The sequence below is a fragment of the Sorangium sp. So ce834 genome (genome assembly GCF_051521425.1).
GTDB classification, from domain to species: Bacteria; Myxococcota_A; Polyangia; order Polyangiales; family Polyangiaceae; genus Sorangium; species Sorangium cellulosum_D.
In genome coordinates, this window is record NZ_CP150351.1 from 4726225 (window position 1) to 4752385 (window position 26161).

The following is a 26161-nucleotide window of genomic DNA, read 5'->3' on the forward strand; positions in this document are numbered from 1 at the left end:
AATGGATCTTGCGCAGCGTCTCAATCATCTCGAGTCGGTTCATGACTGGCAAGGGCTCGTCGAGGAGCTCGAGAAGGGGATTGCGGCCGAAGGGGACGCGACCCGGAAGGCGGCATATCACCTGAAGCTCGGGCGGCTGCTCGAGGAGAAGTTCCTTCAGGCCGTCAAGGCGCTGAAGCACTTCCAGGACGCCTACAAGCTGAATCCAGCGCTGCTCGAAGCGCTGGAGTCGGCTCGTTCGATTTACTGGGACCTCGGCAAGACCAACATGGTCCTGAAGCTCCTCGAGCTCGAGCTGAGGAACTCGCCGGAGGGGACCGCGGCCGCCGAGCTCCTCGTGGAGCTCGGCGACGTGCTCTGCGACGCGGGCGATTTCGAGCGCGCGACGGCGACGTACGCGCGCGCGCTCGGCGCCTCGGGCGGGACCAGCGAGGAAGCGCGGGCCTGCCTCGGCGACATGCAGGTCGATCAGTCGTCGTGGGCGGCGCACATGGCGGAGCTGGTCGAGGCGGCCGACGCGGCCGCGACCACGAGCGAGCGCAAGCGGCTCCTGCTCCGCGCGGCGCGCCTGGCCAAGCGCTTCGATCGCGACCAGCTCGAGGGCCTGCTCCGGCGGGCGTACGAGACGGCGCCTTCCGACAAGCAGGCCGCGGCGATGTTCGAGGGGCTGCTCGCCGAGGAGGAGCGGCCGCAGGCGATCGTGGAGACGCAGCGCCGCATCCTCGACGCGCGCACCGGCGTGGCGCGCGGCGAGGCGGCGTTCAAGTTCGGCGTCCGCTGGGCCACGCGGCACCAGAACGTCGAGATCGGCTCGAAGCTCCTGGAGGAATCGCTCCGGTACGACCCCTCGAACGAGGCGGCGTTCGCCTACCTGCGCGAGCTCTGGGGGACGAAGGAAGGCAACTGGGAGCGCGTCGCCGCGCTGGCGGAGAGCGCCGCGAACCAGAACGGCAGCTCGCCGTTCATGATCGCGCAGGCGGGCGGCATCGCCTGGCGGCAGCTCGGCAACCTCATCCGGGCGAGGAGCTGGTTCGAGCGGCTCTCGGCGGTCGCGCCGACGCACCCGAGCGTCAGCGCGTTCGAAGCGCAGATCGGCGAGCGCCTCACGGCCGCGGCGCCCGCGCCGGCCGCGGCGCCTGCGCCGGTCGTGGCGCCCGCGCCGGTCGCCGTCGCGCCGGCCGCGCCCGTCGCGGCCGCGGACGCCACGCCGCTCCCCACGAGCGCGCCTGCGCCCGTCAGCGCACAGGCGCCTGTCAGCGCACAGGCGCCCGTGAGCGCGCGCGCGCCGGTCAGCACGCCGGCCCCGGTCAGCGCGCCGGCGCCGGTGAGCGGCAGGGCGAGCACGCCCGCGGACGTCCCGGCTGACGAGGTCAACGCGAGGTCCTCGGTCGCCGACATCGAGCCGGCGCCGCCGCCGCGCGCCCCCGCCGAGAGCCGGCCCGCCGATTCGGAGATCGGCCGGCGGCCGACCGCGCCGCCGCCCCCGGCCGCCGAGATCGCGGGCCGCGTCGAGGAGCTCAAGGCGAAGGCCCAGAAGCAGGAGCAGGCCAAGCGGTACAACGAGTACGTCAAGACGCTGATCGAGATCGCCGAGGCGGTCTCCGATCCCGCCGAGAAGATCGAGAACTACGCGAAGGCGGCGGAGCTCTACTCGGGCAAGTTCTCGAACGCGGCCGAGGCGGTGAAGTGCTACGAGGCGATCCTCGCGATCGACGGCGAGCACCCGCAGGCGATCGACTTCCTCCGCCAGAGCTACGAGAAGCGGCGCGACTGGGAGAAGCTCATCGGGCTGCTCCGCCGCGAGGCCGCCGCGCTCCCGGAGGGCGGCGAGCGCGCCGCCAAGTACCTGGAGATCGCGAAGCTCGCGTCCGAGCGGGTGAAGAAGGTCGACTTCTGCATCGAGCTCTGGGACGAGGTCCTCGCGAACGATCCGGAGAACCCGGAGGCGCTGAACGCGCTGGCGGGGCTCTACGAGAAGAACAAGGACTACCAGGCGTTCGCGCGGGTGCTGCAGAAGCAGGTCGACACGACCTTCGACAGCACCCAGAAGCTCGCGCTCCTCAGCAAGCTCGCGCAGCTCTACGGCGAGCGCCTCAAGGACGACGAGGCCGCGGTCAAGGCCTGGCAAGAGGTGATCGCGCTGAACCCCCAGGACCGCAAGGCGCAGGAGGCGCTCAAGAAGGCGTACCTCCAGCTCCAGCGCTGGGACGATCTCGAGGTGTTCTACGCCGAGAGCGGCAAGTGGGACGAGTTCATCCGCGTCCTCGAGTCGCAGGAGGCGAAGGAGACCGACGACGCGGCCAAGATCAGCCTGCTGCTCAAGATCGCCGAGCTCTGGATGAACCAGAAGCAGAAGGCGGATCGCGCGGCGCGCGCCTACGAGAAGGTGCTCTCGATCGACGGCGCGCACCTCGCCGCGGCCGAGGCGCTGATCCCGATCTACACGCAGGCGAACAACCCGAAGGGGCTCGCCGGCGCGATCGAGGTGAAGCTCTCGCACGACCAGGACGACGCGTCCCGGCTCGACCTCTACCGGCAGGTCGCGGCGCTCTACGAGACGCGGCTCAAGGAGCCGCAGAAGGCGTTCGAGCGCTACCTCTCGGCCTTCCAGATCGCCCCGCAGGACGAGCAGTGCATCGACGACGTCGAGCGGGCCGCGCGCTCCACCGAGGGGTGGGACGCGCTCATCGACGCCTACTCGACGGCGATCTCCCGCGCCGAGAGCGAGGGGGACATCGCGCTCGGGGTCGATCTCCGGCTCCGGCTCGGGCGCGTGCTGCTCGACGAGGTGAAGCGCATCGACGAGGCGCTCTCGCAGTTCCGCGCCGTGTACGAGGCGGACGGCGAGAACCAGGCCGCGATCAGCGCGCTGGAGCGGCTCTACCGCGAGACGGGCCGCTTCGGCGAGCTGCTCGGCATCTACGAGAAGAAGCTCGGCATCATCACCGAGCCCGAGGAGCGCAAGCAGATCCTCTACGCGATCGCCGAGCTCTACGAGGGCGAGCTGCGCGACCCGGTGCGGGCGATCGCGACGTACCGCCAGGTGCTCGACGACGAGCCGACGGACCCGCAGGCGCTCGCGGCGCTCGACAAGCTCTACCGCGAGCAGCAGGACTGGGAGTCCTACGTCGACGTGCTCCGCAAGCGGATCGACTCCCCGCTCGACGAGCAGGCGCTCATCGACCTCAAGTTCCGGCTCGGGAGCACCCTCGAGAAGCACTTGAACGATGCGGCCGGAGCGCTCGAGAACTACAAGGAAATCCTGATCCTCGATCCGGGCAACGACGCGGCGCGCCTCGCGCTCGAGGCGCTGCTCTCGAACGAGTCGCTGCGCGCCGAGGCGGCGGCCATCCTGCAGGAGATCTACGAGGGGCGCGGCGACTGGGAGAAGCTGATCCAGGCGCTCGAGATCCTCGCCGCGGCCGAGGGCGACACGGCGACGCGCGTCTCGCTGCTCCGGAAGGTGGCGCGGACGGCCGCCGATAGCCTGAGCGACTTGAACCGCGCGTTCGACGCGCAGTCTCGGGCGCTCAAGGACGACCCGTCGCACGCCGAGACGCGGGCGGAGCTCGAGTCGCTCGCCGCGCAGGCGGGCGCCTGGGACCGGCTCGACGTCATCTTCAGCGAGATCGCCGACTCGCTGAGCGACGCCCGGCTGAGCCGCGAGTACTGGATGCGGCTCGCGAGCATCCACGAGCGGCTCGGCAAGGTCGAGGACGCGGCGAACGGCTACCTCCGCGTGCTCTCGATCGATCCCTCCGACTCCGAGGCGCTGGAGGCGATGGACGCGCTCTACCGGCGCACCGAGCGCTGGGGCGATCTCATCGGCGTCTACCGGCGCCGCATCGAGCTCGTGCACGAGCCCGCCGAGCGCGAGAGCCTTTACGCGCAGATGGCCGAGGTCTACGAGCAGCGGCTCGGCCAACCGGAGGAGGCGATCGCCGCCTACCGCGAGGTCCTCTCCACCGACGACACGAGCCTCGTGGCGCTGACGGCGCTCGACGGGCTCTTCAGCCGCCAGGGCATGTGGGAGGAGCTGGCCGACAACCTCGAGGCGCAGCTCAGCATCGCGGCCGAGGAGGAGGCGCAGATCCGGCTGATGCTCCGGCTCGCCGCGCTGCGGGAGTCGCGGATGCGGCTCGTCGACTCGGCGATCGACATCTACCGGCAGGTGCTGGAGCGCGAGCCGACCAACGTCGAGGCGCTCGCGGCCCTCGAGCGCCTCGGGAAGCTCCCCGAGCACGAGGTCGCGATCGCGGAGATCCTCGAGCCGCTGTACCGCCAGTCGGGCGACTACCAGAAGCTCATCGGGGTGCACGAGGTGCAGGTGCGCCGCAGCGACGACGTGACCCGCCGCGTCGAGCTGCTCCACCAGATCGCCGTGCTCTACGAGGACGCCGGCGGCGACCTCAACTCGGCGTTCGACACCTACGCGCGGGCGCTGAGCCAGGATCCGGCCTCGGAGTCGACGCAGGAGGGGCTCGATCGGCTCGCGCGCGCGACCGGTCGCTTCGCCGACCTGGCGCGCGTGTTCGAGACATTGGCGGCGCAGCAGACCGACGCGGAGCTCGCGAGCACGCTCTACACGATGAGCGCGCGCATCTACGAGGGCGACCTCGGCGACATGGACAGCGCCGTCGGGCACTACCGGCGCGTGCTCGAGATCGATCCGCGCAACCTGCACGCGGCCGAGTCGCTCGAGCGGCTGTTCCGGACGTCGGAGCGGTACAACGAGCTGTCGCAGATCCTCCAGCAGAAGGCGGACATCCTCGACGACCTGAGCGAGAAGAAGCTCGCCCTGTTCCAGGCCGCGAGCATCGAGGAGGAGGTGCTCGAGCGGCACGACCAGGCCATCGCGGTCTACGGCAAGGTGCTCGAGCTCGACGCCGAGGATCTCCGGGCGATCGACGCGCTGACCAAGCTCTACCTCAGCCTCTCGCGCTGGCAGGAGCTGCTCTCGGTCTACGCGAAGAAGGCCGATCTCGTCCTCGACTCGAACGAGAAGAAGCGCATCTACTACCAGATCGGCGCGGTGTACGAGCGCGAGCTCGGCAACGTCGCGAGCGCGATCGACACGTACCAGCGGGTGCTCGAGATCGATCCGGACGACCTGCAGGCGCTCGGGCGGCTCGACGTCCTCTACCAGACCTCGGAGAACTGGCTCGAGCTGCTCAGCGTGCTCCAGCACGAGGCGGAGATCACCGCCGATCCGGCCGAGGGCATCAGCTACCAGTACCGGATCGCGGAGCTCTACGAGAAGCACCTCGACGACGTGTCGAGGGCCATCGAGCTCTACCGCGATCTGCTCCAGCAGATGCCCGATCACGAGCCGACGCTCCGCGCGCTCGAGCAGATCAAGGACGGCACCCGCGATCCGCTCGGCGCCGCGCTGGTCCTCGAGCCGATCTACGACGCGTCCGGCGAGTGGCAGAAGCTGATCAGCGTGCTCGAGGTCCGGGTCCGGGTGGCCGAGGACCCGTACGAGAAGGTCGATCTGCTCCACCGCATCGCGCGCCTCTCGGAGGAGATGCTGAGCGACCACGTGACCGCCTTCGAGACGTACGCGCGGGCGGTGACGTTCGACATCGGCAACGAGGAGTCGCTCTCGAACCTCGAGCGGCTCGCGATGATGGTGAACCGCTGGCCGCAGGTCGCCGCGCTCTACGACACGGAGCTCGGCCGGCTCGGCGAGGAGCCGGGGCGCTTCGTCGAGCTCGGGCTGCGGCTCGCGCAGATCTTCGAGACGCAGCTCGATGACATCGACAGCGCCGTCGCGCGCTACCGGCGCGTGCTCGAGGTCGAGCCGGAGAACCAGACCGCGATCGCCTCGCTCGACCGTCTGTTCACGGCGACCGAGCGGTGGAGCGACCTCGTCACGATCCTCTCGCGCGAGTCGGAGATCGCGCAGTCTCCGGACGAGATCCTCGAGTTCAAGTACCGGCTCGGCGTGGTGTACCAGACGCGGCTCAACGACCTGCCGGCGGCCATCGCGGCGTACCGCGAGGTGCTCACCGCAGCCCCCGAGCACTCGCCCACGCTCGAGGCCCTCGAGGGGCTCTTCGCGGCCGGGATCAAGCAGATCGAGATCGGCGCGATCCTGGAGCCGCTCTACCAGGCGGCGGCGGAGTGGGAGAAGCTCGGCGGGGTGCTCGAGGCGGAGCTCACCCACCTCACCCAGGAGCCGGATCGGCTGTCGATGTACTACCGGCTGGGCGAGCTCCAGGAGGAGCGCCTCATCTCGCCGGACGGGGCCCTCGCCGTCTTCATCCGGGCGCTGAAGGAGTACCCGCGCGACGAGAAGACGCTCGAGGAGGTCGAGCGGCTCGCCGGCTCGGTCGACGGCGGCTGGGAGCTGCTCGCGAACGCGTACGCCGACGTGCTGGGCATCCACGCCGACAAGGACGTGCAGACCAGCATCGGCAAGCGGCTCGCGCGCGTCTTCGAGACCGACCTCAGCGACGTCGCCAAGGCGGAGGAGACGTACCGGTACGTGCTCGGCATCGAGCCGCTCGAGGCGGAGGCGCTCTCGAACCTCGACCGGATCTACACGCAGCTCGAGCAGTTCCCGGAGCTCGCGAGCGTGCTCGAGCAGCGGGTGCGCGCCACCGAGGATCGACCGGAGCTCGTCGACCTGTACCTCCGGCTCGGCCAGACGTACGAGGAGCGGCTCGGGCAGCTCGACGACGCCATCCGCGCCTTCCGGCGCATCTTCGACGAGCTCGAGACGACGAACGAGCAGGCGATCAGCGCCCTCGAGCGCATCTACACGACCAAGGGCGCCTGGACCCAGCTCAAGGTCGTGCTGGAGCGGGAGCTCGAGAACGCGATGGGCGACAGCCAGGAGGCGGACATCCGCGCCAAGATGGCGCACCTGCTCGCCGATCGGCTGAACGACGTCCAGGGCGCGGTCGAGACGTGGAAGCGCGTCCTCGACCTCCGCGGCGAGGATCCGGAGGCGCTCGGGGCGCTGTCCAACCTGTACGAGCGGGTCGGGCAGTGGGCCGAGCTCTGCGACGTCCTCGAGCGGCACTACGACATCGCGATCGACGACGAGTCGCGCGTCGCGGTGCTGCTCCGCCGCGCCAAGCTGTTCCACGAGCAGCTCGGCCGCGACGACTCGGCGCTCGACGACTACCAGCGCGTGCTCGACATCGACTACGCGAACCTCGAGGCGCTCTACGCCATCGCGGCGATCTGGCGGCTCCGCAACGAGCCCGAGCAGATCGTGAGCGCGCTCCACCAGACGGTGGATCGGGCGCGCGACGTGCTGCCGGCCGAGAACGTGATCGCGCTCTACCGCGAGCTCGGGACGACCTACCAGCACGTCCTCGGGCAGGCGTACGACGCGATCGACGCCTGGCGGAAGCTGCTCGAGGTCGACCCGAAGGACTTCGAGGCGATGGCCGCCCTGGAGAACCTGCTCCGCGCCGAGGGGCGCTGGGTCGAGGTCATCGACGTGAAGATGGGCCGGGCGGCGGCCTACGAGTCGCCGGCCGACAAGGTGCGCGAGTACCTCGAGGTGGCGCAGATCTGGGAGCACCAGGTCGAGGAGAAGGACCGGGGCACGCTCGCGTACGAGAAGGTCCTGGAGCTCGACCCGACGCACGACCAGGCCTTCGCGGCGCTCGAGGAGCTCCACGACGCGGCCCGGCGCAGCGAGCCGCTCATCGAGCTCTACCTCGCGCGGCTCGAGTCGCGCGAGGAGGTGCACGAGAAGACCGACATCCTCCGCAAGGTGGCGCGCGTCTTCGAGGAGCAGCTCGAGGACAAGCCCCAGGCCTTCGACGCGCTGCTCACGGCGTTCGAGATGGACTACTCCGACATGGAGACGGTCCGGTACCTCGAGCGCATGGCGCAGGCGACGAACCGCTGGCCCGAGCTCGTGCAGACGGTGAACGGGTGGCTCCAGCAGGAGACGGCCCCGGTCCAGAAGATCACGCTCTGCCTGCGCCTGGCCAAGTGGTACTCGGAGGACCTCGGTCACCCCGAGTACGCGCAGCCGTACTACCAGCAGATCTACGCGTACGACCCGAACAACGTGGCGGTGCTGCGCCAGATGGCGAACTTCTTCAAGAAGACCGGCCAGTGGCAGCGGCAGGGCGAGATGCTGACGAACGCCCTCAACGTCGCGGTGATCGACGTCGACCGGAAGGAGATCCTGACCGAGCTCGGCGAGGTGCTCGAGAAGCACATGGGCGAGGTCGAGCAGGGGCTCAGCTTCTACCGGCGCGCCCTCGACGTCGATCCGCTGCACCTCCACGCCCTCGAGGCGCTGGAGCGCATCTACACGGATCGCGACCAGTCGAACGACCTCGTCGACGTCCTGCTCCGCAAGGCGAAGGCCGTCAGCGAGCCCGATGTCGTCGCGAGCGTGAAGCTGCGCACCGCCGGCCTCTACGAGACCAAGCTCGGCCTCATCGAGAAGGCCGGCGCGGTCTACCGCGAGGTGCTGGACATCGACGCTTCGAACCTGCTCGCGATGCGGGGGCTCGAGCGCGTGTACACGACCACCCACCAGTGGCCGGATCTCGTGCGCGTCCTCGAGATGCAGCTCGACGTGGTCACCACGGAGCGCGAGCGCATCGACGTGCTGATGAAGATCGCGAACCTCCAGGAGGAGCAGTTCCTGAAGCCCGATCTCTCGGCCGCGCGGCTCGAGCAGGTGGTCGAGATCGACCCGTCGCACGAGCCCGCGCTCGAGGCCCTGGAGCGCTGCTACCGCCGGCTCCGGCAGTGGCACGACCTCATCAATACGTACGACCGCCACATCAACGCCGCCGAGGATCGCCAGAAGAAGATCGAGCTCTGGTCCCAGACGGCGAAGGTCTACGCCGAGGAGATCGAGGACCTCGACCGCGCGATCGACGCCTACCTGAACATCGTCGACATCCAGGACACGCACATCCCGTCCCTGGAGGCGCTGGCGAAGCTCTACGAGAAGCAGGACAACTCGGCGAAGGCCATCGAGTACATGACGCGCGTCGCGGACCTGACCGTGGACGGCAAGCAGCGCGTCGACATGTACTACCGGATCGGCCGGCAGCTCGACGAGAAGCTCGGCGAGCGCGGGCTGGCCCAGGAGCGCTTCGAGATGGCGCTCGATCTCGACCCCTCCCACGTGCCGAGCTTGGCGGCGCTGCGGGTGATCGCGATCGACGCGGCCGACTGGGATCGGGCGGCGCGCTACCTCGAGCAGGAGCAGATGAACACCGACGCGCCCCGCGCCAAGGCGCGGCTGCTCGTCGAGCTCGGCAAGCTCCGCGACGACATGCTCGGCGAGCACGCGCTCGCCGTGCAGGCGTACGAGATGGCGCTCCAGAGCGACCCCGACAACGAGGACGCCGCGATGCCGCTCCTCAACGAGTACGTCTCCACGGAGCGGTGGGCCCAGGCCGAGCCGCTCGCGGAGATGCTCGTCAGGAAGAGCGGCAAGCGCGACCGTTCAGAGCAGCACCGGCTGCAGCGGACGTTCGGCAAGGTCCTCGAGCGGCTCGGCAAGGACGAGGCGTCGCTCAAGGCGTACACGGCGGCGCACAACCTCGATCTCACCGACCAGGAGACGATCCGGGGCCTCGCCGACGTGAGCTTCAAGCTGAACGACTGGGCGAGCGCGCTGACGAACTACCAGAAGGTGCTCACCAGCCTCGACGAGGCCGAGACCGAGGAGCGCGCCACCGTCTACTACAAGCTCGGCTGCATCAAGCAGGCGCAGGGGCAGTCGAAGCAGGCGGTCAATAACTTCGAGAAGGCGCTCGGGGCCGACCCGTCGCACCGGCCCACGCTCGAGGCGATGGTCTCGGTCTACGACGCGCTCAAGGACTACAAGCAGGTCTGCCACTACAAGCGGCTGATCCTCGACAACATCATGGACGGCGCCGAGCGGTTCAAGATGTTGAACGAGATCGGCGACATCTGGGTCGAGAAGGAGAACAACATCCCGAAGGGCGTGGAGGCCCTGGAGGAGGCGCTCGATCTCGAGCCGCAGAACCACGTCCTGCTCCACAAGCTGCTCCAGCTCTACCAGCGCACGGGGCAGTGGGAGCGGATGGTGGACTGCCTCCAGCGGATCGCGGACCTCGAGCCGCAGCCGGATCGCAAGAGCCGCTACCTCTACACGATGGCGCAGATCTACCGCGACAAGCTGGAGGATCCGGCGCGCGCGGTGGAGCTGTTCAACGAGACGCTGGACCTGAACCCGCACTCCCTCGAGGCCTTCGAGCGCATCAACAAGATCCTCACGGCGCAGAAGGAGTGGAAGCAGCTCGAGCGGGCGTACCGCAAGATGCTGCACCGGGTCGCCGGCAAGGGGAACACGGACCTCGAGTACAACCTCTGGCACGCGCTCGGGCTCATCTACCGCGACCGGCTCGGCGACCGGACGGCCGCGGTCGAGACGTTCCGCATGGCCTCGCGGCTCAAGCCCGAGGACGCGACGGAGCACCTGATCCTGGCGGAGCTCTACGAGCAGTCGGAGCAGTTCGATCTGGCGACCAGCGAGTTCCAGGCGATGGTCAAGATCGATCCGATGAAGATCGACCCGTACAAGCGGCTCTACCGCCTGTACGTCGACGGCAAGCGCTACGACCAGGCCTGGTGCGTCGCGGCGGCGCTCGCGTTCCTGCGCAAGGCCGATCCGGACGAGCAGCAGTACTTCGAGGACTACCGCCCGCAGGGGCTGATCCCGGCGAAGAGCCGGCTCGACAACGAGCAGTGGATCAGGAACCTGTTCCACGAGGAGGAGAACCTCTACGTCGGCAAGATCTTCGAGATGATCGCGGGGGCCGCGCTCAGGGCGAAGATCGAGACGCTGAAGCAGAGGAAGGAGCTCCCGGTGCTCGATCCGCGGTTCCTGCAGGATCCGGCGACCTCGACGGTGACGTTCGCCCGGACCTTCGGGTGGGCGGCCAACGTCCTCGGGCTCCCGGCGCCGCGGCTCTACGTGCGGAGCGACGTGCCCGGCGCGCTCGTCGCGGTGGCGAACGAGCAGCCGGCGTCCGTCGCGGGGCAGACCGTCCTCACCGGGTTCTCGCCGCAGGAGCTCACGTTCATCGTCGGCAAGCACCTCGCGATGTACCGCGGCGAGCACTACATCAAGACGCTGTTCCCGACGGTCACCGAGCTGACGGTGCTCCTGTTCGCCGGGATCAAGCTGGTCGCGCCCGACACGCCGGTGCCGCAGGACATCGAGAAGCAGATCATGGCCACCGCGCAGACGCTCCGCGGCTTCATGCAGCCGATGCAGCTCGAGGGGCTCCGCATGGTGGTCAAGAAGTTCCTCGCGGAGGGCGCGAAGGCGAACATCAAGCGGTGGGTCCAGTGCGTCGACATCACCGCGGCGCGCACCGGCCTGCTCCTGTCGGGCGATCTCGAGATCGCGAAGAAGATCATCGCCGCCGAGCCGCAGCAGCCCGGGGATCTGCCGCCCCAGGACAAGCTCAAGGAGCTGATCGTCTTCTCGACAAGCGATCAGTATTTTGCGCTGCGTCAGGCGCTCGGCATCGCCATCGGCGAGGGGTGAACGCGCGCATCGGTGGGCCCTAAGTAGCTGAATCTACATCGAAATGAGGATATCCGAGGCCGGGGGCAGCTCGCTCCCGGCCTCGGATCGATCTGCGCCCTCGGGAGGCACATCTCCATGAGTCTGCTTGACGAGTCAGCAATCCTTACGAACGATCGGGTGCTGTGACCTCGTCATCGATGATCGTCCGGCTCCCCGTGCAGTCCGCGAGAGGCTTCGGGAGATACAGGCTGATCGCAAAGCTGGGGCAGGGTGGGATGGCCGAGGTCTTCCTCGCTGCCCATCGCGGCCCGCTCGGCTTCGAGAAGCTGGTCGTGATCAAGCGGCTCAAGCCGGGGATCGCCACCGAGCCCGAAGTCAACGCGATGTTCCTCGACGAAGCGAGGCTCGCCGCGCGGCTGAACCACCCGAACGTCGTGCAGACGTACGAGTGCGGCCAGATCGACGACCAGTACTACATCGTGATGGAGTACCTGGAGGGGCACTCGCTCGATCGGATCTGCAGGAAGATCGACCCCTCGCGTCACCGCGCGGTCTACCTGGCGATCCTCTCGGACGCGCTCGCCGGGCTGCACTACGCGCACGACCTCATGGACTTCAACGGGCAGCCGCTCCAGGTGGTCCACCGCGACATCAGCCCGCACAACATCTTCGTCACCTACGACGGGCAGGCGAAGGTCGTCGACTTCGGCATCGCGAAGTGGGCGACGCGCGACGCGGACACGAGCACGGGCGTCGTCAAGGGGAAGATCCGGTACATGGCGCCGGAGCAGGCCCTCGCGACGACGGTCGACCGCCGCGCGGACGTCTTCTCGATGGGCCTGATCTTCTGGGAGCTCGTCGTGGGCGAGCGCTTCTGGGGGGATCTCTCCGACGTGCAGATCCTCCAGCGGCTCACGTTCGGCGAGATCCCGCAGCTGCGCGAGCGGTGGCCCGCGGCGCCCGAGGCGCTCGATCGGATCTGCTCGCGCGCCCTCGCGATGGCGCCCGACGACCGCTACGCGACGGCGGCGCAGATGCGCGAGGACGTCGAGGCCTACCTCGCGACGATGGGCCGGCGCCCGTCGTCGGCCGAGATCGGCCGCCTCATCGGCGAGACGTTCGCGAACCGCCGGGCCGAGGTGCGCTCCGCCATCAGCGACCAGCTCGGGCGGCTCCACGCGGCCTCGGGCGAGGGCGCGGAGGAGTTCGAGATCCTCCCGGTGCTCGAGGAGCGCGGCGCGGTGCCGTGGTCCCAGCGCATGCCGGTGTCGCAGATGGCGCAGCAGTTCTCCGCCGCGCCGGTCGCGGACCCGATGCTGGGCGACGACAGCTCGCGCGAGGACAGCATCTCGAACCGCCAGACGATCCCCACGATCATGGTCGCCAACACAAAGCCGAGCGGGCGCAAGGCGCTCTTCTGGGGCGCGGGGGTCACGCTGCTGTCCGCGCTCTTGATCGGCGGCACGTGGGCGGTCGTCTCGCAGTTCCCGATGAAGGAGGACCAGGAGCCGGTGGCCACTCCGGTCGACCCGACCACGCCCATGGTGATCCAGCCCGCGCCGGCGCCGCCCGTCGCCAACCTCATCGAGCTCCGGATCATCGCCACGCCGCTCGACGCGAAGATCTACCTCGACGACGTGGAGCTCCCCAGCAACCCGTTCTTCGCGCGGTTCAGCCGGGATGGCACCGGACACCGCATCCGGGTCGCGGCCGACGGGTACACCCCGGAGGCGCGCTTCGTGGTGTTCACGCGCGACGAGGTGCTGACCATCAACCTGCGCCCGGTGCAGACGGCGCCCCCCAAGCAGGGCGGCGGCACCGCGCCGCGGAAGTGACGGGCAGGGCCGCGGGCTCGCCGTAGCCGCGAGAGCGGGCGCGCGGGCGGCCCGGAGGGCGGCGCGGCCGCGCGCCGGCTCCGTCTCGGCCCGCGGCCGCGCCGGAAGCGCGCCGCGCGCGGGCCTAGGGCCGGCTGCTCATCATCGCCTCGAGCGACGGCGGCACGCAGCCGTAGGCCTCGGCGGCCGCGAGCAGCGCCGAGTTCTGCGGCAGGTTGAGCAGGAACGAGCGCGCGTAGGGCGTCCCCTCCAGGCCCTTCAGCCGGCGCAGGAGCGGCGGCATCGCGCGCTCCATCGCGTCCCGCGCGCCCACGAGGTCGCCCATGTCCACGCACGCGTCGTGGAGCGCGAGGTAGATGGGCGCCTCGTTGAGCAGGCTCGGCGCGCCCGCCTCGACGAGCGCCGCCGCCTCCCGCGCGATGTCGCGGGCCTGCTCGGCGTCGCCGAAGCGGCGCTCCGCCTCGGCGCAGAACCCGAGCGCCACGGGGAGGACGTCGCGGTTCTCCGTGACGCGGTAGGCCTCCGTGGCCTTCTTCAGCAGCGAGCGCGCCCGCGCGAGGCCCGACGACTCGACGCGCAGGAGCTCGCAGCCCCGGTAGAACAGGATGCCGAGCGTCACCCGGTCGCGCACGACCCACATGCTCCCCGCGGCCTCGTCCGCGCTCGCGCGCGGCTCGGCGAGCGCGGCGTCGAGCCGCGGCTCGGGGCCGAACGTCGCCGCCCAGCAGAGCAGGATCATCTGCCCGTGCCGCGCCGCGCCGGAGCTGCCGATCGCCTGCGCCCGGGCGATGCCCGCCTCGATCTCCTGGAGCGCCTCGTCCCGCGCGCCGATGGTCGTGAGCGCGAAGCCGACGTTCATCGTCAGCATCGCCTCGCGCTCCTGCAGCCCCGCGCGGCGCGCCGCCCGCGCCGCGTTCCGGCGCGCCTCCAGCGCCGCGGCGGGCTCGCCGCGCGTCTGGTGCGCGACCGCGCGCGTCTGCCAGGCGTCGACCGCCGCCCAGACGAGGCCCCGCCGCGCCGCGAGATCGAGCAGGTGCGCGGCCTCCTGCTCCGCCTTCGCGAGCTGCCCGGCGAACGCGTGGACCTGCGCCAGCGTGGCCGAGCACTGCGCCTCCTCCTCGACGAGATCGATCGCCCGGGCGCGGTCGCGCAGCGCCGTCAGGCGCTCCTCCAGATCCATCCCGGAGCCGCACGCGTGATCGTAGCGGGCGCGCGCGGTGAGCGTGCGCAGCTCGCTCGCCTCGTCGTAGACGTTCTCCCACATCGCCCGGATCGCCGAGTCGCGCTCGGGCGAGCGCGCGTCGAGCCGCGAGTACGCCTCCTCCAGGAGGACCGCGCGCGCGAAGGCCGTCGGCTTGTCGGGCGCGAACACGAGCGCGCGATCGGCCATGGTGACCGCGTCGCGGAGCGAGTTCGTCGCCAGGGCGCGCCGCGCGGCGGCCTCCCAGCGGATCGCGGCCTCCTCGTGCTCGCCGCCGAGGTCGAAGTGCTGCGCCACCGTGGCGCTGTCCTCGCCCAGCCGGTCGAGCCAGCGCGCCGCCGCCGCGTGCAGCTTCTTCCGGAGCTCCTCGCCGACCGAGGCGTACGCGACGTCGCGGACGAGCGCGTGCTTGAACAGGAACTCGCGCGCGGCCGGGAAGCGCGACGCGGGCTGCTCGACGAGCAGCTCCGCGGCGATGAGCTTCTTCAGCGCGATCTCCGGCTCGGCCACGCCGACCTCGGCGAGGCCCACGTCCCAGACGGACAGGCCGAAGACGCTCATGCGCACCACCGCCTCGCGCGTGGGCTCGTCGAGCGCGTCGAGGCTCACCTGGATGGCCGCCTCGATGGTCGGCGCCGTGGCCGCGTCCTTGCCGGAGGCGATGACCCGCGCGAGCTCCTCGGCGAAGAGCGGCGAGCCGGCCGCCTGCTGCGCCACGCGGTCGAGCGTCGCGTCGTCGAACGGCCGCGCGGCGGCGGCCGCGCTGAAGACGGCCCGCGCGATCTCGCGCGTGGCCCGGCGCGCGATGGGGCGCAGCTCGACGCGCACGTGGTCGCGGCCGGTGAAGCGCTGGCCCTGGTCGCGCCAGAACGCCGGGCGCACCATGAGCATGATGAAGAGCGCCCTGCCCGTGGCCCGCCCGAGGAGGTGATCGAGCCACGCGACGCTCTCCGGGTCGGCCCACTGCGCGTCCTCGACGAGCAGCGCGCACGGCTCGAGCGAGGCGGCGCCGACCGCGATGTCGGTCATCGAGAGGTACAGCGCGTCGCGCGCGCCGCGCAGGTCGACGCCGTCGGGGAAGGGCTGGTTCGCGAGGAGGCGCGCGAGGAGCCCGCCGTCGCCGTGGAGCAGCCGCCGCGCGCGCACCGCCTCGTCGGCCTGCTCCAGCGACGCGCCCTTCGGCAGGCCCGTGAGGACGCGCAGCGCGTCGGTGGCCACGCCGAGCGCCTGCGCCCGGCCGAACGACTCGCAGCGCAGCTGGACGAGCCGCGGCGGATCCGGCCGGTCGGCGATGCGGGCGACGAACTCGCGCGCGAGCCGGCTCTTGCCGATGCCCGGCGGGCCCGAGATGCTCACCACGACCGGCGTCCGGTCCTCGACGCAGCGGTCGAACGCCGCGACCGTGGTGATGAGCTCGGCGTCCCGCCCGACGAAGGGCGTCTGCGCGTCGGGCCGCTTCGGCGCGCGCGAGAGCACCCGCACGGCGCCGCTCTCCAGCGGCTCGCCCAGGAAGCGCCCGCGGGACAGCTCCACCGTGGTCGCGTCCGCGAGGACGCGGCCGAGGCCCGCCTCGCGCGCGAGCGCGACCGCGCGGTCGACGACCTCGCCGGCCGATCGCGTCCGGTCGACGCGCATGCGGCCGGAGGCGACGCCGACGCGGCCCCCGCGGTCGCCGAGCCCGAGCCCGAGCTCGAGCGCCCGCGACGCCTCGTCGCCGTGGGCCTGCCGCACGCCGAGGTGGGCGACGATCGAGTCGGCGCCGAGCGGCAGCGCGTCGGCCCCGCGGCGCCGCAGCGCCTCGAGCTCGCGCTGCCGCTCCTCGCCGGTGGCCACGTGCAGCGCGACGATCGTGGTCACGAGCCGCGTGCCCATCACGCCCGGCGGGTTGTCGCTCACGCGCAGCGGGGAGGGGGTGGGCAGGTGCGGCTCGGCGACGAGCGCCGCGAGCTTCTCCGCCACCTCGCGCGCCGAGCTCGGCCGGAGCTCCCGGTCGGCGAGCAGGAGCGCGTGGATCAGGTCGTCGAGCGCCGGGACCACGTCGAGCAGGAACTCCGACAGCCGCGGCGCGGGCGTGGTCGCGAGGCGCACGAGGGTCGCGATCGAGGTCGGCCCCATGTGCGGCGGCCGGCCGGCGACCAGCTCGAACAGCGTCGCGCCGAGCGAGTAGAGGTCGCTGCGCGCGTCCACCGTGGCGTCGCCGCGCGCCTGCTCCGGCGAGATGTACGCCGGCGTGCCGACGGGGCTGCCCGCGTCGGTCGTGAGCACGACCTCCTTCGACGCCGCCACCCCGAAGTCGACGAGCTTGATCCGGATGCCGGCGTCCGGCGGCCCGCGCAGGAGGAGGATGTTCGACGGCTTGATGTCGCGGTGGACGACGCCCGCGTCGTGCGCGGCCGCGAGCGCGCTCGCCACCTGGCGCCCGACCTCCAGCCCGTCGCGCAGCGACAGCGGGGAGCGCCGCTGGCGCGACGCCAGGTCCTCCCCGTCGAGCCACTCCATCGCGATGAACGTCGCCCCCTCCTCGATGCGCCGCCCCTCCGCGTCCGTCGTGGTCGAATCGAGCGTCCCGAACGCCACGACCCGCACGATCCCGGGGTGATCGAGCTCCGAGAGGATCTGCCCTTCGCGGGAGAGCCGGGCCTGGCCCTCGGCGTCGACGCCGAGCGCCGTGATGATCTTTAGCGCGACGTACCGCTCGGTCTGCACGTCGTACGCGCGGTGCACGGTGCCGATCCCGCCGCGGCCGACCTCGCGCTCGATGTGGAATCGGCCGGCGATGAGCGGCCTTGCGGGCTCGATGCGCGCGGAGCTCATGCGCTAGCCGACGTGATCGGTGGGCTGGACGCCGAGCGCGGTCCGACGCGGCGGAGAGGCGATCTCATGGCGCCGGGCCGGGTGGGTCTGCGGTGTTCCGTGGGTCTGCGGTGTTCCGACGGAGCGCATTCGCCAAGCAGACTACGCTGTCGTCCAGGGTAGTTCCAGTGTCGCGGTCGCGCCGGGCGCGGTCGCGCCGCTCGCGGTGGGCCGCTCCTGCGGCGCTGCGCGCTCGGTCTGAGCGGCGCGCCGCGCCCAGCGCGCCGCTCAGACCGAGCGCGCCGGGCCTCTCTTGACGGATCCGAAACCTCCTCTTACGGTCAGCGGCTCTGCGCTAACGTCGGGAGTCCCTCGATCCTCGATCGCGTCGCCGTTCACCAGACCCGGCTGCGCACGCCCGGCCTCGGGCTCGATGCCAAGGGCGTCGCGCTCGGGGCCAAGGGGCTCGTCCTCCTGCCGTCGATCGACCGGCTGGTCGCCTTCTTGGCGCTCTACACGCGGCAGGGCTCGCTCGGCGACATCCTCCGCTCGCTCGTCGTCGAGGTCGTGCGATCGAAGCTGGGCGCCCGGGAGGTCACCCTCCTGTTCGCCGCGGAGAGCAGCGACCGGCTCGACCGCGTCGCCGAGATCGCACGGCTGGCCGGCGGCTACTGCTTCACCGGGACGAGCCGGCACTTCGTCCAGTACCGCGACGCCGCCGCGCCGTTCGGGTACGACGTCCCGCAGATCCTGCCCAGCGACGCGGCGCTCTCGCTCTACCACAACGCCTTCTCGCAGACGTACGAGGTCGAGCGGCGCCTCGACGTGCGCGGGCTGCTGCTCCGGCTCGAGCCGCACCTCGATCCGGCCGCCGGGCGCGAGCCCGGGCCCCGCTGGCTCGTCGCGGAGTCGGGGCTCGGCCCGGCGCTCATCCGCTACCTGTCCCGGAGCAGCGTCGAGGCCGAGGTCGGCCTGTGCGAGTGGCCGCCGGAGTCGAGCTTCGACGACGCCCCGGTCCTCCGCTACCTCTTCCGCGTGCCGGCCGTCCCCGGCCGGATGGTCCCGCTGCTCACGAGCACGCCGGGCCTCGGGTACTTCGTCCCGGTCGCCCCCGGCGCCGCGGTGGAGATCGGGTTCCGGCACCCGGTCAACCTCCGCGCCTGCCCGGTGTTCAGCGAGGCGGGCCTCGTGCTCTTCCGGGGCAGGGGCCGCGAGGCGCTGGAGATCGCGAAGCTGCCGGCGATGGGGGACGTCTCGGCGTTCGCCCGGGTCGAGCTCAGCCGCGAGCCAGCGGTGGCGCGGGTGACGCCGGAGGGCGACGCCCGGCGCCCGGCCTCGGTCGTGCTATCGCTCCGCCTGGTCCCGAGCTCCGAGCCGTGGCGGACGGTCACGGCGTCGTGGATCCGGCCCGAGGAGATGCAGCTCCTCCGGCACGTCGCCTACGCGCTCGGCCCCGAGACGCTGCGCCGGGCCCGCATCGCCTTCACGGCCGCGGGCGCGTTCCTCCGCCACCCGACCGGCATCGAGGGGATCCCGGTCGGCGAGTTCTTCCGGGAGGTCCACCCGGGCCTCTACATCCCCGCCGGCTACGACGCGGTCCCCGCGGTCGCGCCCGCCGTGCTGTTCCGCGCGCTCGGCGCCCCGGCCGGGCAAGCGCTGTTCATCGGGCGCGACGGGCGGGCGATCGGCGTGGCCGAGGACGCGTTCGTCCCCCTGGAGACGGCGCTCCTCGAGGCGCAGCAGTGGTCGCCGGTCCCCGCGCAGTCGGCGGGCCTCACGGCCGCGCTGGCGACCGAGCTGCCCGAGGTCGTGCTCGGCGGCGTCGGCATCCGGCCCCTGCGCGACCTCGCCCCGCCCGACGCGAGCGGGGAGCCGAGGGCGCTCCCGCCGGGCGCCGGCCGGGCCCCCCAATGACCGACGAGCCCGACGCGATCGCCGAGCGCCTCTCCGAGCTCCAGGCGAACGTGCTCGCCCCGCTCGTCCTCGGCGGCCCCCTCCACCCGGTGCGCCCGTTCGGCGTCCGGCTCGCGCTCCTCCTCGGCGACGGCGCGGGGGCGCTGGATCGCGACCTCGGCTCGCGCATCGATGTGGTCCGCGTCCGCGTCGCCCGGCTCGTCGCCCCGGTGGACACGCTCCCGGAGCTCACCGCCGCCGACTGGGCGCTCCTCGCCGCGCTGAACGACCTGCTCCAGCTCACGAACCACGAGCTCGCCGGCGTCCTGACGCGCAGCCGCTATCCGCGCCTGCTCGCGAGCGTGCGCGACCTCTGCGAGCTCGTGCCCGCGCCGGCGGACGTGGCGACCGCGCTGTCGCGGCACGCCACGTTCGCGCGCGTGCTCGACTGCTTTCGCACGGACGCGATGGTCGCCTGGTGGACGGGCCGCGCGAGCTTCCGCGGCCAGCCCCCGCCCCCGCGGCTGCTCCGGTGGCGGCAGCTGCGCAGCGTCCAGGTCGAGAGCCGGCGCGTCGGCCTGGCCGACATGGGTCACGGCATCCCCGGGCTCGCCCCGCCCGACTTCGCCGACGCGCTCGCCCTCTGGATGACGCGCACGCCGCTCACGGATCTCGCGACCGCGACCCGGAAGAGCCCGCCGTTCGCGTGGTCCGCCTCGACGCTCGCGGTCGTCGCGACCCCGCCGGGCCGGAGCCTCGCGTACCGCGTGCTCCTGCGCCAGCCGCACGACCTCGCCGTCGCGACGCTCGCCCGCGCCGCCAGGGAGGTCCCGCCGCGGTTCGGTCGGGCGCGCGCGATCGCCGAGTCGTTCGCCAGCGAGGTCGCCGCCGGGATCAAGCTGCTCGACGAGCGCTCCGGGGCCGCGTGAGCCGCGAGCGGCGCGCAGCGCGCGGCGAGCCGCGCGCCGCGCGGTTTTGATCGGTTCGAACGGGGCGTGATACGCTCCGGCCCCCTCTTCACGAGCCTCGCGCTGGAGCGACGAACCGTTTGGACCGGCAAGACGCTGAGAACTCCGACGACATGCTCTCTTTTCCCCGGCGCCCTCTCCGCGTCGGCCTGCTTCGGGGGGCGGCCCGGCGCGCGCGGAGCCCGTGGGCGCGCGTCGCCGGCGCGGCGCTCGCGCTCTCGCTCGCGGTGAGCCCGGGCGTCGCGTTCGCCCAGGCATCTGCGCTGCTCGACGAGGGCAAGGCGCTCATGAAGAAGGGCAAGCTCGCCGAGGCCTGCCCCAAGATCGAGGAGAGCTACCGGCTGAGCCCGAGGTCGGCCACGCTCCTCGCGCTGGCCACCTGCCACGAGAAGCAGGGGAAGCTCGCGACCGCCTGGTCCGAGTACATCGATCTCAGCGCCGCGGCCCGCAAGGAGGGCAACAAGCGGCTCGAGGCCGACGCGAAGGCGAGGGGGGCGAGGCTCGAGCTGCGGCTCCCGCGGCTCACGGTGAGCGTGCCGCGGGCCGCCGCCGTCGAGGGGCTCGAGGTGACGCTCGACGGGGCGCCGGTCGACAGCGCGAGCTGGGGCCAGGCCCGGCCGATCGACCCCGGCGAGCACAAGGTGAGCGCGAGCGCGCCCGGCCGGAAGAAGTGGGAGGCGTCGGTCTCGATCAAGCGCGGCGAGCGGAAGGCCGTGGCGGTTCCGGCGCTGGCCAAGGACGGCTCGGCGGCGCCGGAGCCCGCGCCGGCGGAGGAGGCGCCCGCGAAGGAGGCGGCGGCGGCGGCCACCGCGGCGCCGGACAAGGGCGCGGCCGGGGCCGGGAAGGGCGCGGCTGGGGAGGGGAAGGGCGCGGCCGAGGGCGGGAAGGGCGCGGCTGGGGCCGGGAAGGGCGCGGCTGGGGCCGGGAAGGGCGCGGCGGCGCCGGAACAGGCCGCTGCGGGGCCGGAGGAGGACGCGCAGCCCGAGGAGGCTTCCGCGGCCGCGGAGCGGGAGGCGAGCCCGGGCGCCGCGCCGAAACATGCCGGAAGCTTCGTGCTCGAGGTCGGCGCGGCGGGCGGCGCGCTGATCGGGCTGATCGACTCCGGCAGCTTCGGCGACCTGAGCGCGTACTCGTACAGCTACAACATCCTGCCGGAGGGCGAGCTCATCGCTCCCTGCAACGACGAGGTCTGCCACGCCAGCTTCGAGCCGGCGATCGGGCCGTTCGCCGGCGGCCAGGCCTTCGTCGGGGTCGCGCTCTCCGAGCGGCTGCACCTCGGCGCCCGGGTGCTCGGCGGCTACCGGTTCGGCGGCGGCTACCTGGTCGTCGGCGGCCCGTCCGCGTCGCTGCGCTTGGGGCGCGTCTGGCTCGGCCTGACGGGGCTCGTCGGCGCGGTGGGGCAGGACGCGAAGGTCACCGGCGTGAAGGGGGAGATCCCCTCCGAGCTGGTCGGCCGCAACTACGGCCGGACCGAGGTCGACGTGAACGCGCGCGAGGGCAGCCTCCCCGAGACCGCGCTCGTCGAGACGCTCGCGTTCGGCGGCAGCGTCGAGGTGTCGCTCGTGCTCGCGGATCTGCCGAGCTCGAGCTGGACGTCGGGCGCGCTCCTCCTGAGCGCCTGGCCGACGTTCATGAAGGGGCTCGACGGGTTCGTGATCGCCGCGCCGGTGGGCCTCGGGTACCGGTTCTACTGACCGCGGCGTGAGGAGCTCACCGTTGCGCCTGCGTCCAGCCGAGCGCGGCGATATCGAGCGCCAGGACCTCACGTCGATCGTAGCTTACGAGCTCGACCGCGGGCCACGCGGCGAGCTGCGCCTGAACGCGCGCTGGTATCAGATGCCCTCCGAGGAGGATCCGGGCGAGGTGAGAGAGGGATGGGCGCAGCGCGAGGAGATCCTCGAACGGGAACCTCTTGGCGTCGTCTGCCGACCAGATCTCGAGCGATCGAAGTCGCCGGACGAGAGGATGCGCTGCGAGCGCACGGAGTCCTTCGGGGCGCGTCGGGCGATACCACAGCGCGAGGTGCTCGAGCGACGGGAGCTTTTCTGGGCCGAGCGGTGCCAGGGCTCCTCGTACATCATCGTCGCCGCGAAATATCGTCAGATAACGTAGCGTCGGCGCGGGCTGGGCGAGGAGCGTCGCGAGCATGCGCTCGGGCGTGCCCAGCCCGCGTAGACCAGGGAGCGCCGCGCCGACCGCCGGACTGGACCCACGGACGACGAGCGACGTGACCGTCGAGGCGCGGCCGTGCGCGTTGAGCAGATCGAGGAATGGCCCGAGAGCGCCAGAGATCATGAGACGGAGGGATCTGAGCGAGCGTCCGGCGGCGCTCGCCAGGAGTCGGCGCAGCCGGTGCAGTCCGACGACGCCGAGAGAGACGTCCGGATCGTCTGGCGAGAAGCCGAGGGTGTCACGGCCGATGAGCGCGAGCTCTGGCCGGAGCGCGTCCTCGATGGTGGCCGCATCGTCGTCGTAGGCCCACGCGAGGAGGCCGCCGTGACCGTCATCGATGCACGCGAAGGGCTCGCCGAAATCGGGGACCGGGCCGAAGGTCATCGCCTTGAGCGCGTCGAGGAGCTCGTGTTCCATGGCGCGCGCATCATCCCCATCGTGAAGCAGCCGCTCGGACTGAAAGGCGATCAGGGTGCCCGTCGGGTCGCCCCGCCGTTCGAGCTGCGCGCCGATCATGCGGGGCGCGGTGAGCATGTCCTCCTCGCAACGCGCGTCGGTGATGGGCTGACCGCCAGCGGCGAAACCGTCGGCGCGGAGCCGAGCAAGGCGGTGCTCGAAGACGATCTCGGCGATATGTGTTCTGGGGAAGCTCCGTTCGAAGGGCGCACGGCGGCTCCTCCCGACTGGACGCTCCACGACGCGGGCGCCGTCGATGCGCAGGTCAACGTGCTCGTCGCGGCGGTCTAGCCGCATCGCGAGGCTGGCCGGTGGCTTGATGGTGTCGAGACCACGGGTGGAACGCCTTCCTGGAGCTCATCGCTGCCTCACGAAGTTGCCGTTGTCGGTGCTCCACGTACCAAGATTCATGGGGCCGTGCGCGTTCGGCCGGCTGAGGTGGCTCGTGGGATGCGTTGAATAATCGCGACTTGCGTTTGTGCCTCCGCCAATCACGCGCCCGCTCGGCGGCGGTTGTCCAGCCATCGTCCAGAGGCGCGGGATGAGCTGAGAGCAGTTCGGGCACGCTGATACGGCGTCGTTCGATCCGGTTTCCGAGCGGATCGTGTCGACCTCGCGGAGCGCCCGCTTGAGATTTCTCCGCCAGTTGCGGTCTCCTGGAGCGCAGGAGCGACCGGTCCGACGTTCCCAATCTCTGATGTGCTCGGAGAGGGCTTGAGGCTCGGCGCATCCTTCGGGTGGCCTTGGATCGCCCGGCTGTCGACCGCTCGTTCGGGGCAGTGCCGCTGCGACCGCGGGGTGGATCGATTCCTCGCTGCCGCCGCTGCTTCGTACTATCTGTGTGCCGTTGCGGCGGGCAATGACGCAGCGAAGGAGCCCATCGGCGTCCACCCACTCCACTGGGTAATCGTCGACGTACGCGTACGGCCTCAGGCCTCCCTCGATCCCGATCGGCTCCGGGCTGAGGTACACCCCCGCCTCCGGGTCGTAGTACCTGTGCCCGTTGTAGTGGAGTCCGGTCTCCTGGTCAGCGTACTGCCCCGGGAACCTGAGCGGCGTGATCCCGGCCTTCCCGTCGGGCACGTCGCCGTACAGGCCCGCATCGATCTCGTCCGCGACGCGCCCGTTTGCCGCCCCGGCGCCGCTCGACGACGCGGCCGTTCGCGTCGCGGAGCATCGCTCGCGTCGCGCCGCCGAGATCCTCCTCGGCGCGGAGCATCCCCGCGGGCGACCAGGCGTACGTCCTGCGCCACGTCTCGGGCGCCGCGAGCGGCCCGACCCACGGCGGCTCGCCGGGACCGACGCGCGGCGCACCGGGCTGACCGAGCACGCGCTGCCGCTGCACCAAGCCCTCGGCGTCGATCTCGGTCGCGATCGTGCCGCCGCCGGGCAACACCCGCGCGACCTCGTGGCCGCCGGCATCGTACGCGAAGCGCAGCGGCGCGCTCTCTCCACCGATCTGCACCGCGACGGGCCGCCCCAGGACGTCGCGCTGCACGCTCATGGCGCCGCCCGGCCCGCGCACGCCGGTGACCCTGCCCATGGCATCGTAGGTCCACGCGAACGCCGCGAGCACCTCGGCGCCCCGCCGCGTCACCTCCGTGAGCACCCGCCCGCGCCGGTCGTACGTGTACAGGCACTCGACGTCGCCGCTCGCGGCGCGCGCGATCCTGCCGAGCGGATCGTAGTCAAACACGTCCTCGCGCCCGCCGGAGGTGGTGCGCTTGACGAGCCTGCCGAGCGGGTCGACCTCGAGGTCGACCTTGTCGCTCCCGCGCTCCACCCGCTCGATTCGCCCCTGCGCGTCGAGCCTGTAGCGGATCTCGCGGCCGTCGAAGGTCCGCTCGCCGGTGATGCGCCCCTCGCCGTCGCGCTGGATCCGGTGCTCGTCGCCGGCCTCGTTGACGATGCGCACCAGGTCCTGCTCGCGGTCGTACCGATACCGCACCTTGCTCCCGTCGGGCCGCACGAGCTCGGTGACGACGTGGAAGCCGCCCCAGCGCAGCGTGGTCGTGCGCCCGTCGGCATCCGTGATCTGCGCCAGGTTGCCGTCGACATCGAAGTCGTAGCGCGTCACCGCGCTTCCCGGCCCGAAGACGGCGCACAGGCGACCGCACGCGTCGTAGGCGAAGCGGGTCTCGTGCCCGCGCTCGTCGGTGAAGCCCAGGACCCGGCCGAGGAAGTCGTACCGGATGCGCCGCTCGGCGCCGTCGGGCTCGACGACGCGTACGCGGTTCGCGAGCGCGTCGTACTCCATGCGCGTCTGGCCGCCGTTCGGCAGGGTGGCGCCGACGAGCAAGCCGCGGCTGTCGTAAGCGAAGCCCACCACGAAGCCCACGTCATCGTAGATGGCGACGACGTCGCCGCGCGCGTCGCGCTCGTAGCGCGCGGCGCCGCCGAGCGCGTCGGTCACGGCCGAGACGAACCCGCGCGCGTCGTGCTCGACGTGGGTCCTGTTTCCCATCGGGTCGACCTCGGCCACGAGCCGCCCCTCCGCGTCGCGCTCCCAGCGGAAGACCCGCTGCGTCGCGTCCTGGTACTCGAGCAGCGCGCCCGCGTCGTCGTAGCGGAAGGTGTGCACGCCGCTGCCGCCGCCCCAGACCATCCTGTCGAGCTTGCCGAAGGCGTTGCCGTCGATGCGCCGGATCGAGCGCGAGGTGATCACCTCGGTGAGCGCGCCGTCGTGGTGGTCGATCTTGACGTGCAAAAAAAACCTGGCCCGCGATCCATCGAACAGGGGCTCCAGCGCGCCGTCGTCGAGCGCGTCGTTGCCGTCACGGTGGCACCAGCTCTCGACGCAGCGCCCATCCTTGTAGCGAAACTCCGCCACGAGCCCTCCCGGCTCCTCGCGCCGCACCAGGCGGCGGTCCTCGTCGTAGGCAAAGCGCTGCGCGTGCCCCGCGGCGTCCTCGGCCGCGATGAGGTCGCCGCGCGCGTCGAATGCGTACCGCCGCCGCGCCTCCCAACGCCCGTGTGCCGAGGCGTTCTTGACCTCGAAGGCGGCGATGTGCCCGTCCTCGTGCCGACGCACGCGCACGAGCCGGCCCACGCTGTCGATCACCTGTACAAGGCGGCCGTCCTCGTACGAGAGCTCGATCAGGTTGTCGTGCAGGTCGACGATCCGGCTCAGCAGCCATCGGCTGCCTTGCGGCTCCGCGAACATGTACGCGAGCCCGTCCGCTGCGAGCGCGTAGCCCCACGCGTAGCGCGTCAGCACCCCGCACGGCAGCCGCGCCGACGCGCCCGGCTCCAGCCTCCTCGACAGCTCCGTCACCGCCGCGTGCGGCTCCAGCACCTCCCCGTGCGCGTCGCTTGGTACCGCCGCCGACGCGCGCTACCGTCT

Annotated in this window: 10 protein-coding genes; 6 read left to right on the forward strand and 4 right to left on the reverse strand. The window is 71.7% G+C overall.

Annotated elements, in window-relative coordinates; translation table 11 throughout:
• Position 1 precedes the first annotated feature (1 nt).
• Positions 2-11518 carry a tetratricopeptide repeat protein gene (locus WMF20_RS17195; RefSeq protein ID WP_437614966.1) on the forward strand — a complete coding sequence of 3839 codons (11517 nt, stop codon included), beginning with the start codon at positions 2-4 and terminating at the stop codon, positions 11516-11518.
• Between the two features lie 197 nt (positions 11519-11715).
• Entirely contained in the window at positions 11716-13335 is a 1620-nt protein-coding gene (locus tag WMF20_RS17200; RefSeq protein WP_437614968.1) for a protein kinase domain-containing protein, read from the forward strand.
• 124 nt (positions 13336-13459) lie between these two features.
• Here the strand turns inward: WMF20_RS17200 and WMF20_RS17205 are convergent, their stop codons facing one another.
• Positions 13460-17350 (reverse strand): serine/threonine-protein kinase, encoded by a 3891-nt coding sequence (locus WMF20_RS17205; protein WP_437614970.1) that lies wholly within the window; start codon positions 17348-17350, stop codon positions 13460-13462.
• Positions 17351-17833: 483 nt separating this feature from the next.
• Here WMF20_RS17205 and WMF20_RS17210 point away from each other — a divergent pair, with 483 nt between their 5' ends.
• The 3 genes from WMF20_RS17210 to WMF20_RS17220 all read left to right on the forward strand — a co-directional run bounded on the left by WMF20_RS17210 (position 17834) and on the right by WMF20_RS17220 (position 21884).
• Positions 17834-19243, forward strand: a complete 1410-nt coding sequence (locus WMF20_RS17210; RefSeq protein ID WP_437614973.1) for a hypothetical protein — start codon at positions 17834-17836, stop codon at positions 19241-19243.
• Positions 19240-20151: a hypothetical protein gene (locus tag WMF20_RS17215; protein WP_129575389.1), complete on the forward strand. Its 912-nt coding sequence runs from the start codon at positions 19240-19242 to the stop codon at positions 20149-20151. Before WMF20_RS17210 ends, WMF20_RS17215 begins: the two co-directional genes overlap by 4 nt.
• Positions 20152-20303: 152 nt before the next feature.
• Positions 20304-21884 (forward strand): hypothetical protein, encoded by a 1581-nt coding sequence (locus WMF20_RS17220; protein WP_437614975.1) that lies wholly within the window; start codon positions 20304-20306, stop codon positions 21882-21884.
• Between the two features lie 16 nt (positions 21885-21900).
• Here the strand turns inward: WMF20_RS17220 and WMF20_RS17225 are convergent, their stop codons facing one another.
• Positions 21901-22338: a hypothetical protein gene (locus WMF20_RS17225; RefSeq protein ID WP_437614977.1), complete on the reverse strand. Its 438-nt coding sequence runs from the start codon at positions 22336-22338 to the stop codon at positions 21901-21903.
• Positions 22339-22437: 99 nt separating this feature from the next.
• Between WMF20_RS17225 and WMF20_RS17230 the strand changes: the two genes are divergently transcribed.
• The gene (locus WMF20_RS17230; RefSeq protein ID WP_437614979.1) at positions 22438-23109 is read left to right on the forward strand and encodes a hypothetical protein; all 672 of its coding nucleotides are present in this window, start codon (positions 22438-22440) and stop codon (positions 23107-23109) included.
• Positions 23110-23175: 66 nt separating this feature from the next.
• Here WMF20_RS17230 and WMF20_RS17235 read toward each other — a convergent pair whose 3' ends face one another.
• Together WMF20_RS17235 and WMF20_RS17240 are read right to left on the reverse strand one after the other, a co-directional pair.
• Positions 23176-23901, reverse strand: coding sequence for an RHS repeat-associated core domain-containing protein (locus tag WMF20_RS17235; RefSeq protein WP_437614981.1), 726 nt, complete (start codon positions 23899-23901; stop codon positions 23176-23178).
• Entirely contained in the window at positions 23846-26113 is a 2268-nt protein-coding gene (locus WMF20_RS17240; RefSeq protein WP_437614983.1) for a hypothetical protein, read from the reverse strand. The genes WMF20_RS17235 and WMF20_RS17240 overlap by 56 nt, the downstream gene beginning before the upstream one ends.
• Positions 26114-26161 lie beyond the last annotated feature (48 nt).

What these genes read in the sequence shown, in the direction of transcription:
- WMF20_RS17195 (WP_437614966.1), top strand. Translation starts at nt 2, where the DNA reads ATGGATCTTGCGCAGCGTCTCAATCATCTCGAGTCGGTTCATGACTGG.
- WMF20_RS17205 (WP_437614970.1), bottom strand. Translation starts at nt 17,350, where the DNA reads ATGAGCTCCGCGCGCATCGAGCCCGCAAGGCCGCTCATCGCCGGCCGA.
- WMF20_RS17215 (WP_129575389.1), top strand. Translation starts at nt 19,240, where the DNA reads ATGACCGACGAGCCCGACGCGATCGCCGAGCGCCTCTCCGAGCTCCAG.
- WMF20_RS17220 (WP_437614975.1), top strand. Translation starts at nt 20,304, where the DNA reads ATGCTCTCTTTTCCCCGGCGCCCTCTCCGCGTCGGCCTGCTTCGGGGG.
- WMF20_RS17225 (WP_437614977.1), bottom strand. Translation starts at nt 22,338, where the DNA reads ATGCTCGCGACGCTCCTCGCCCAGCCCGCGCCGACGCTACGTTATCTG.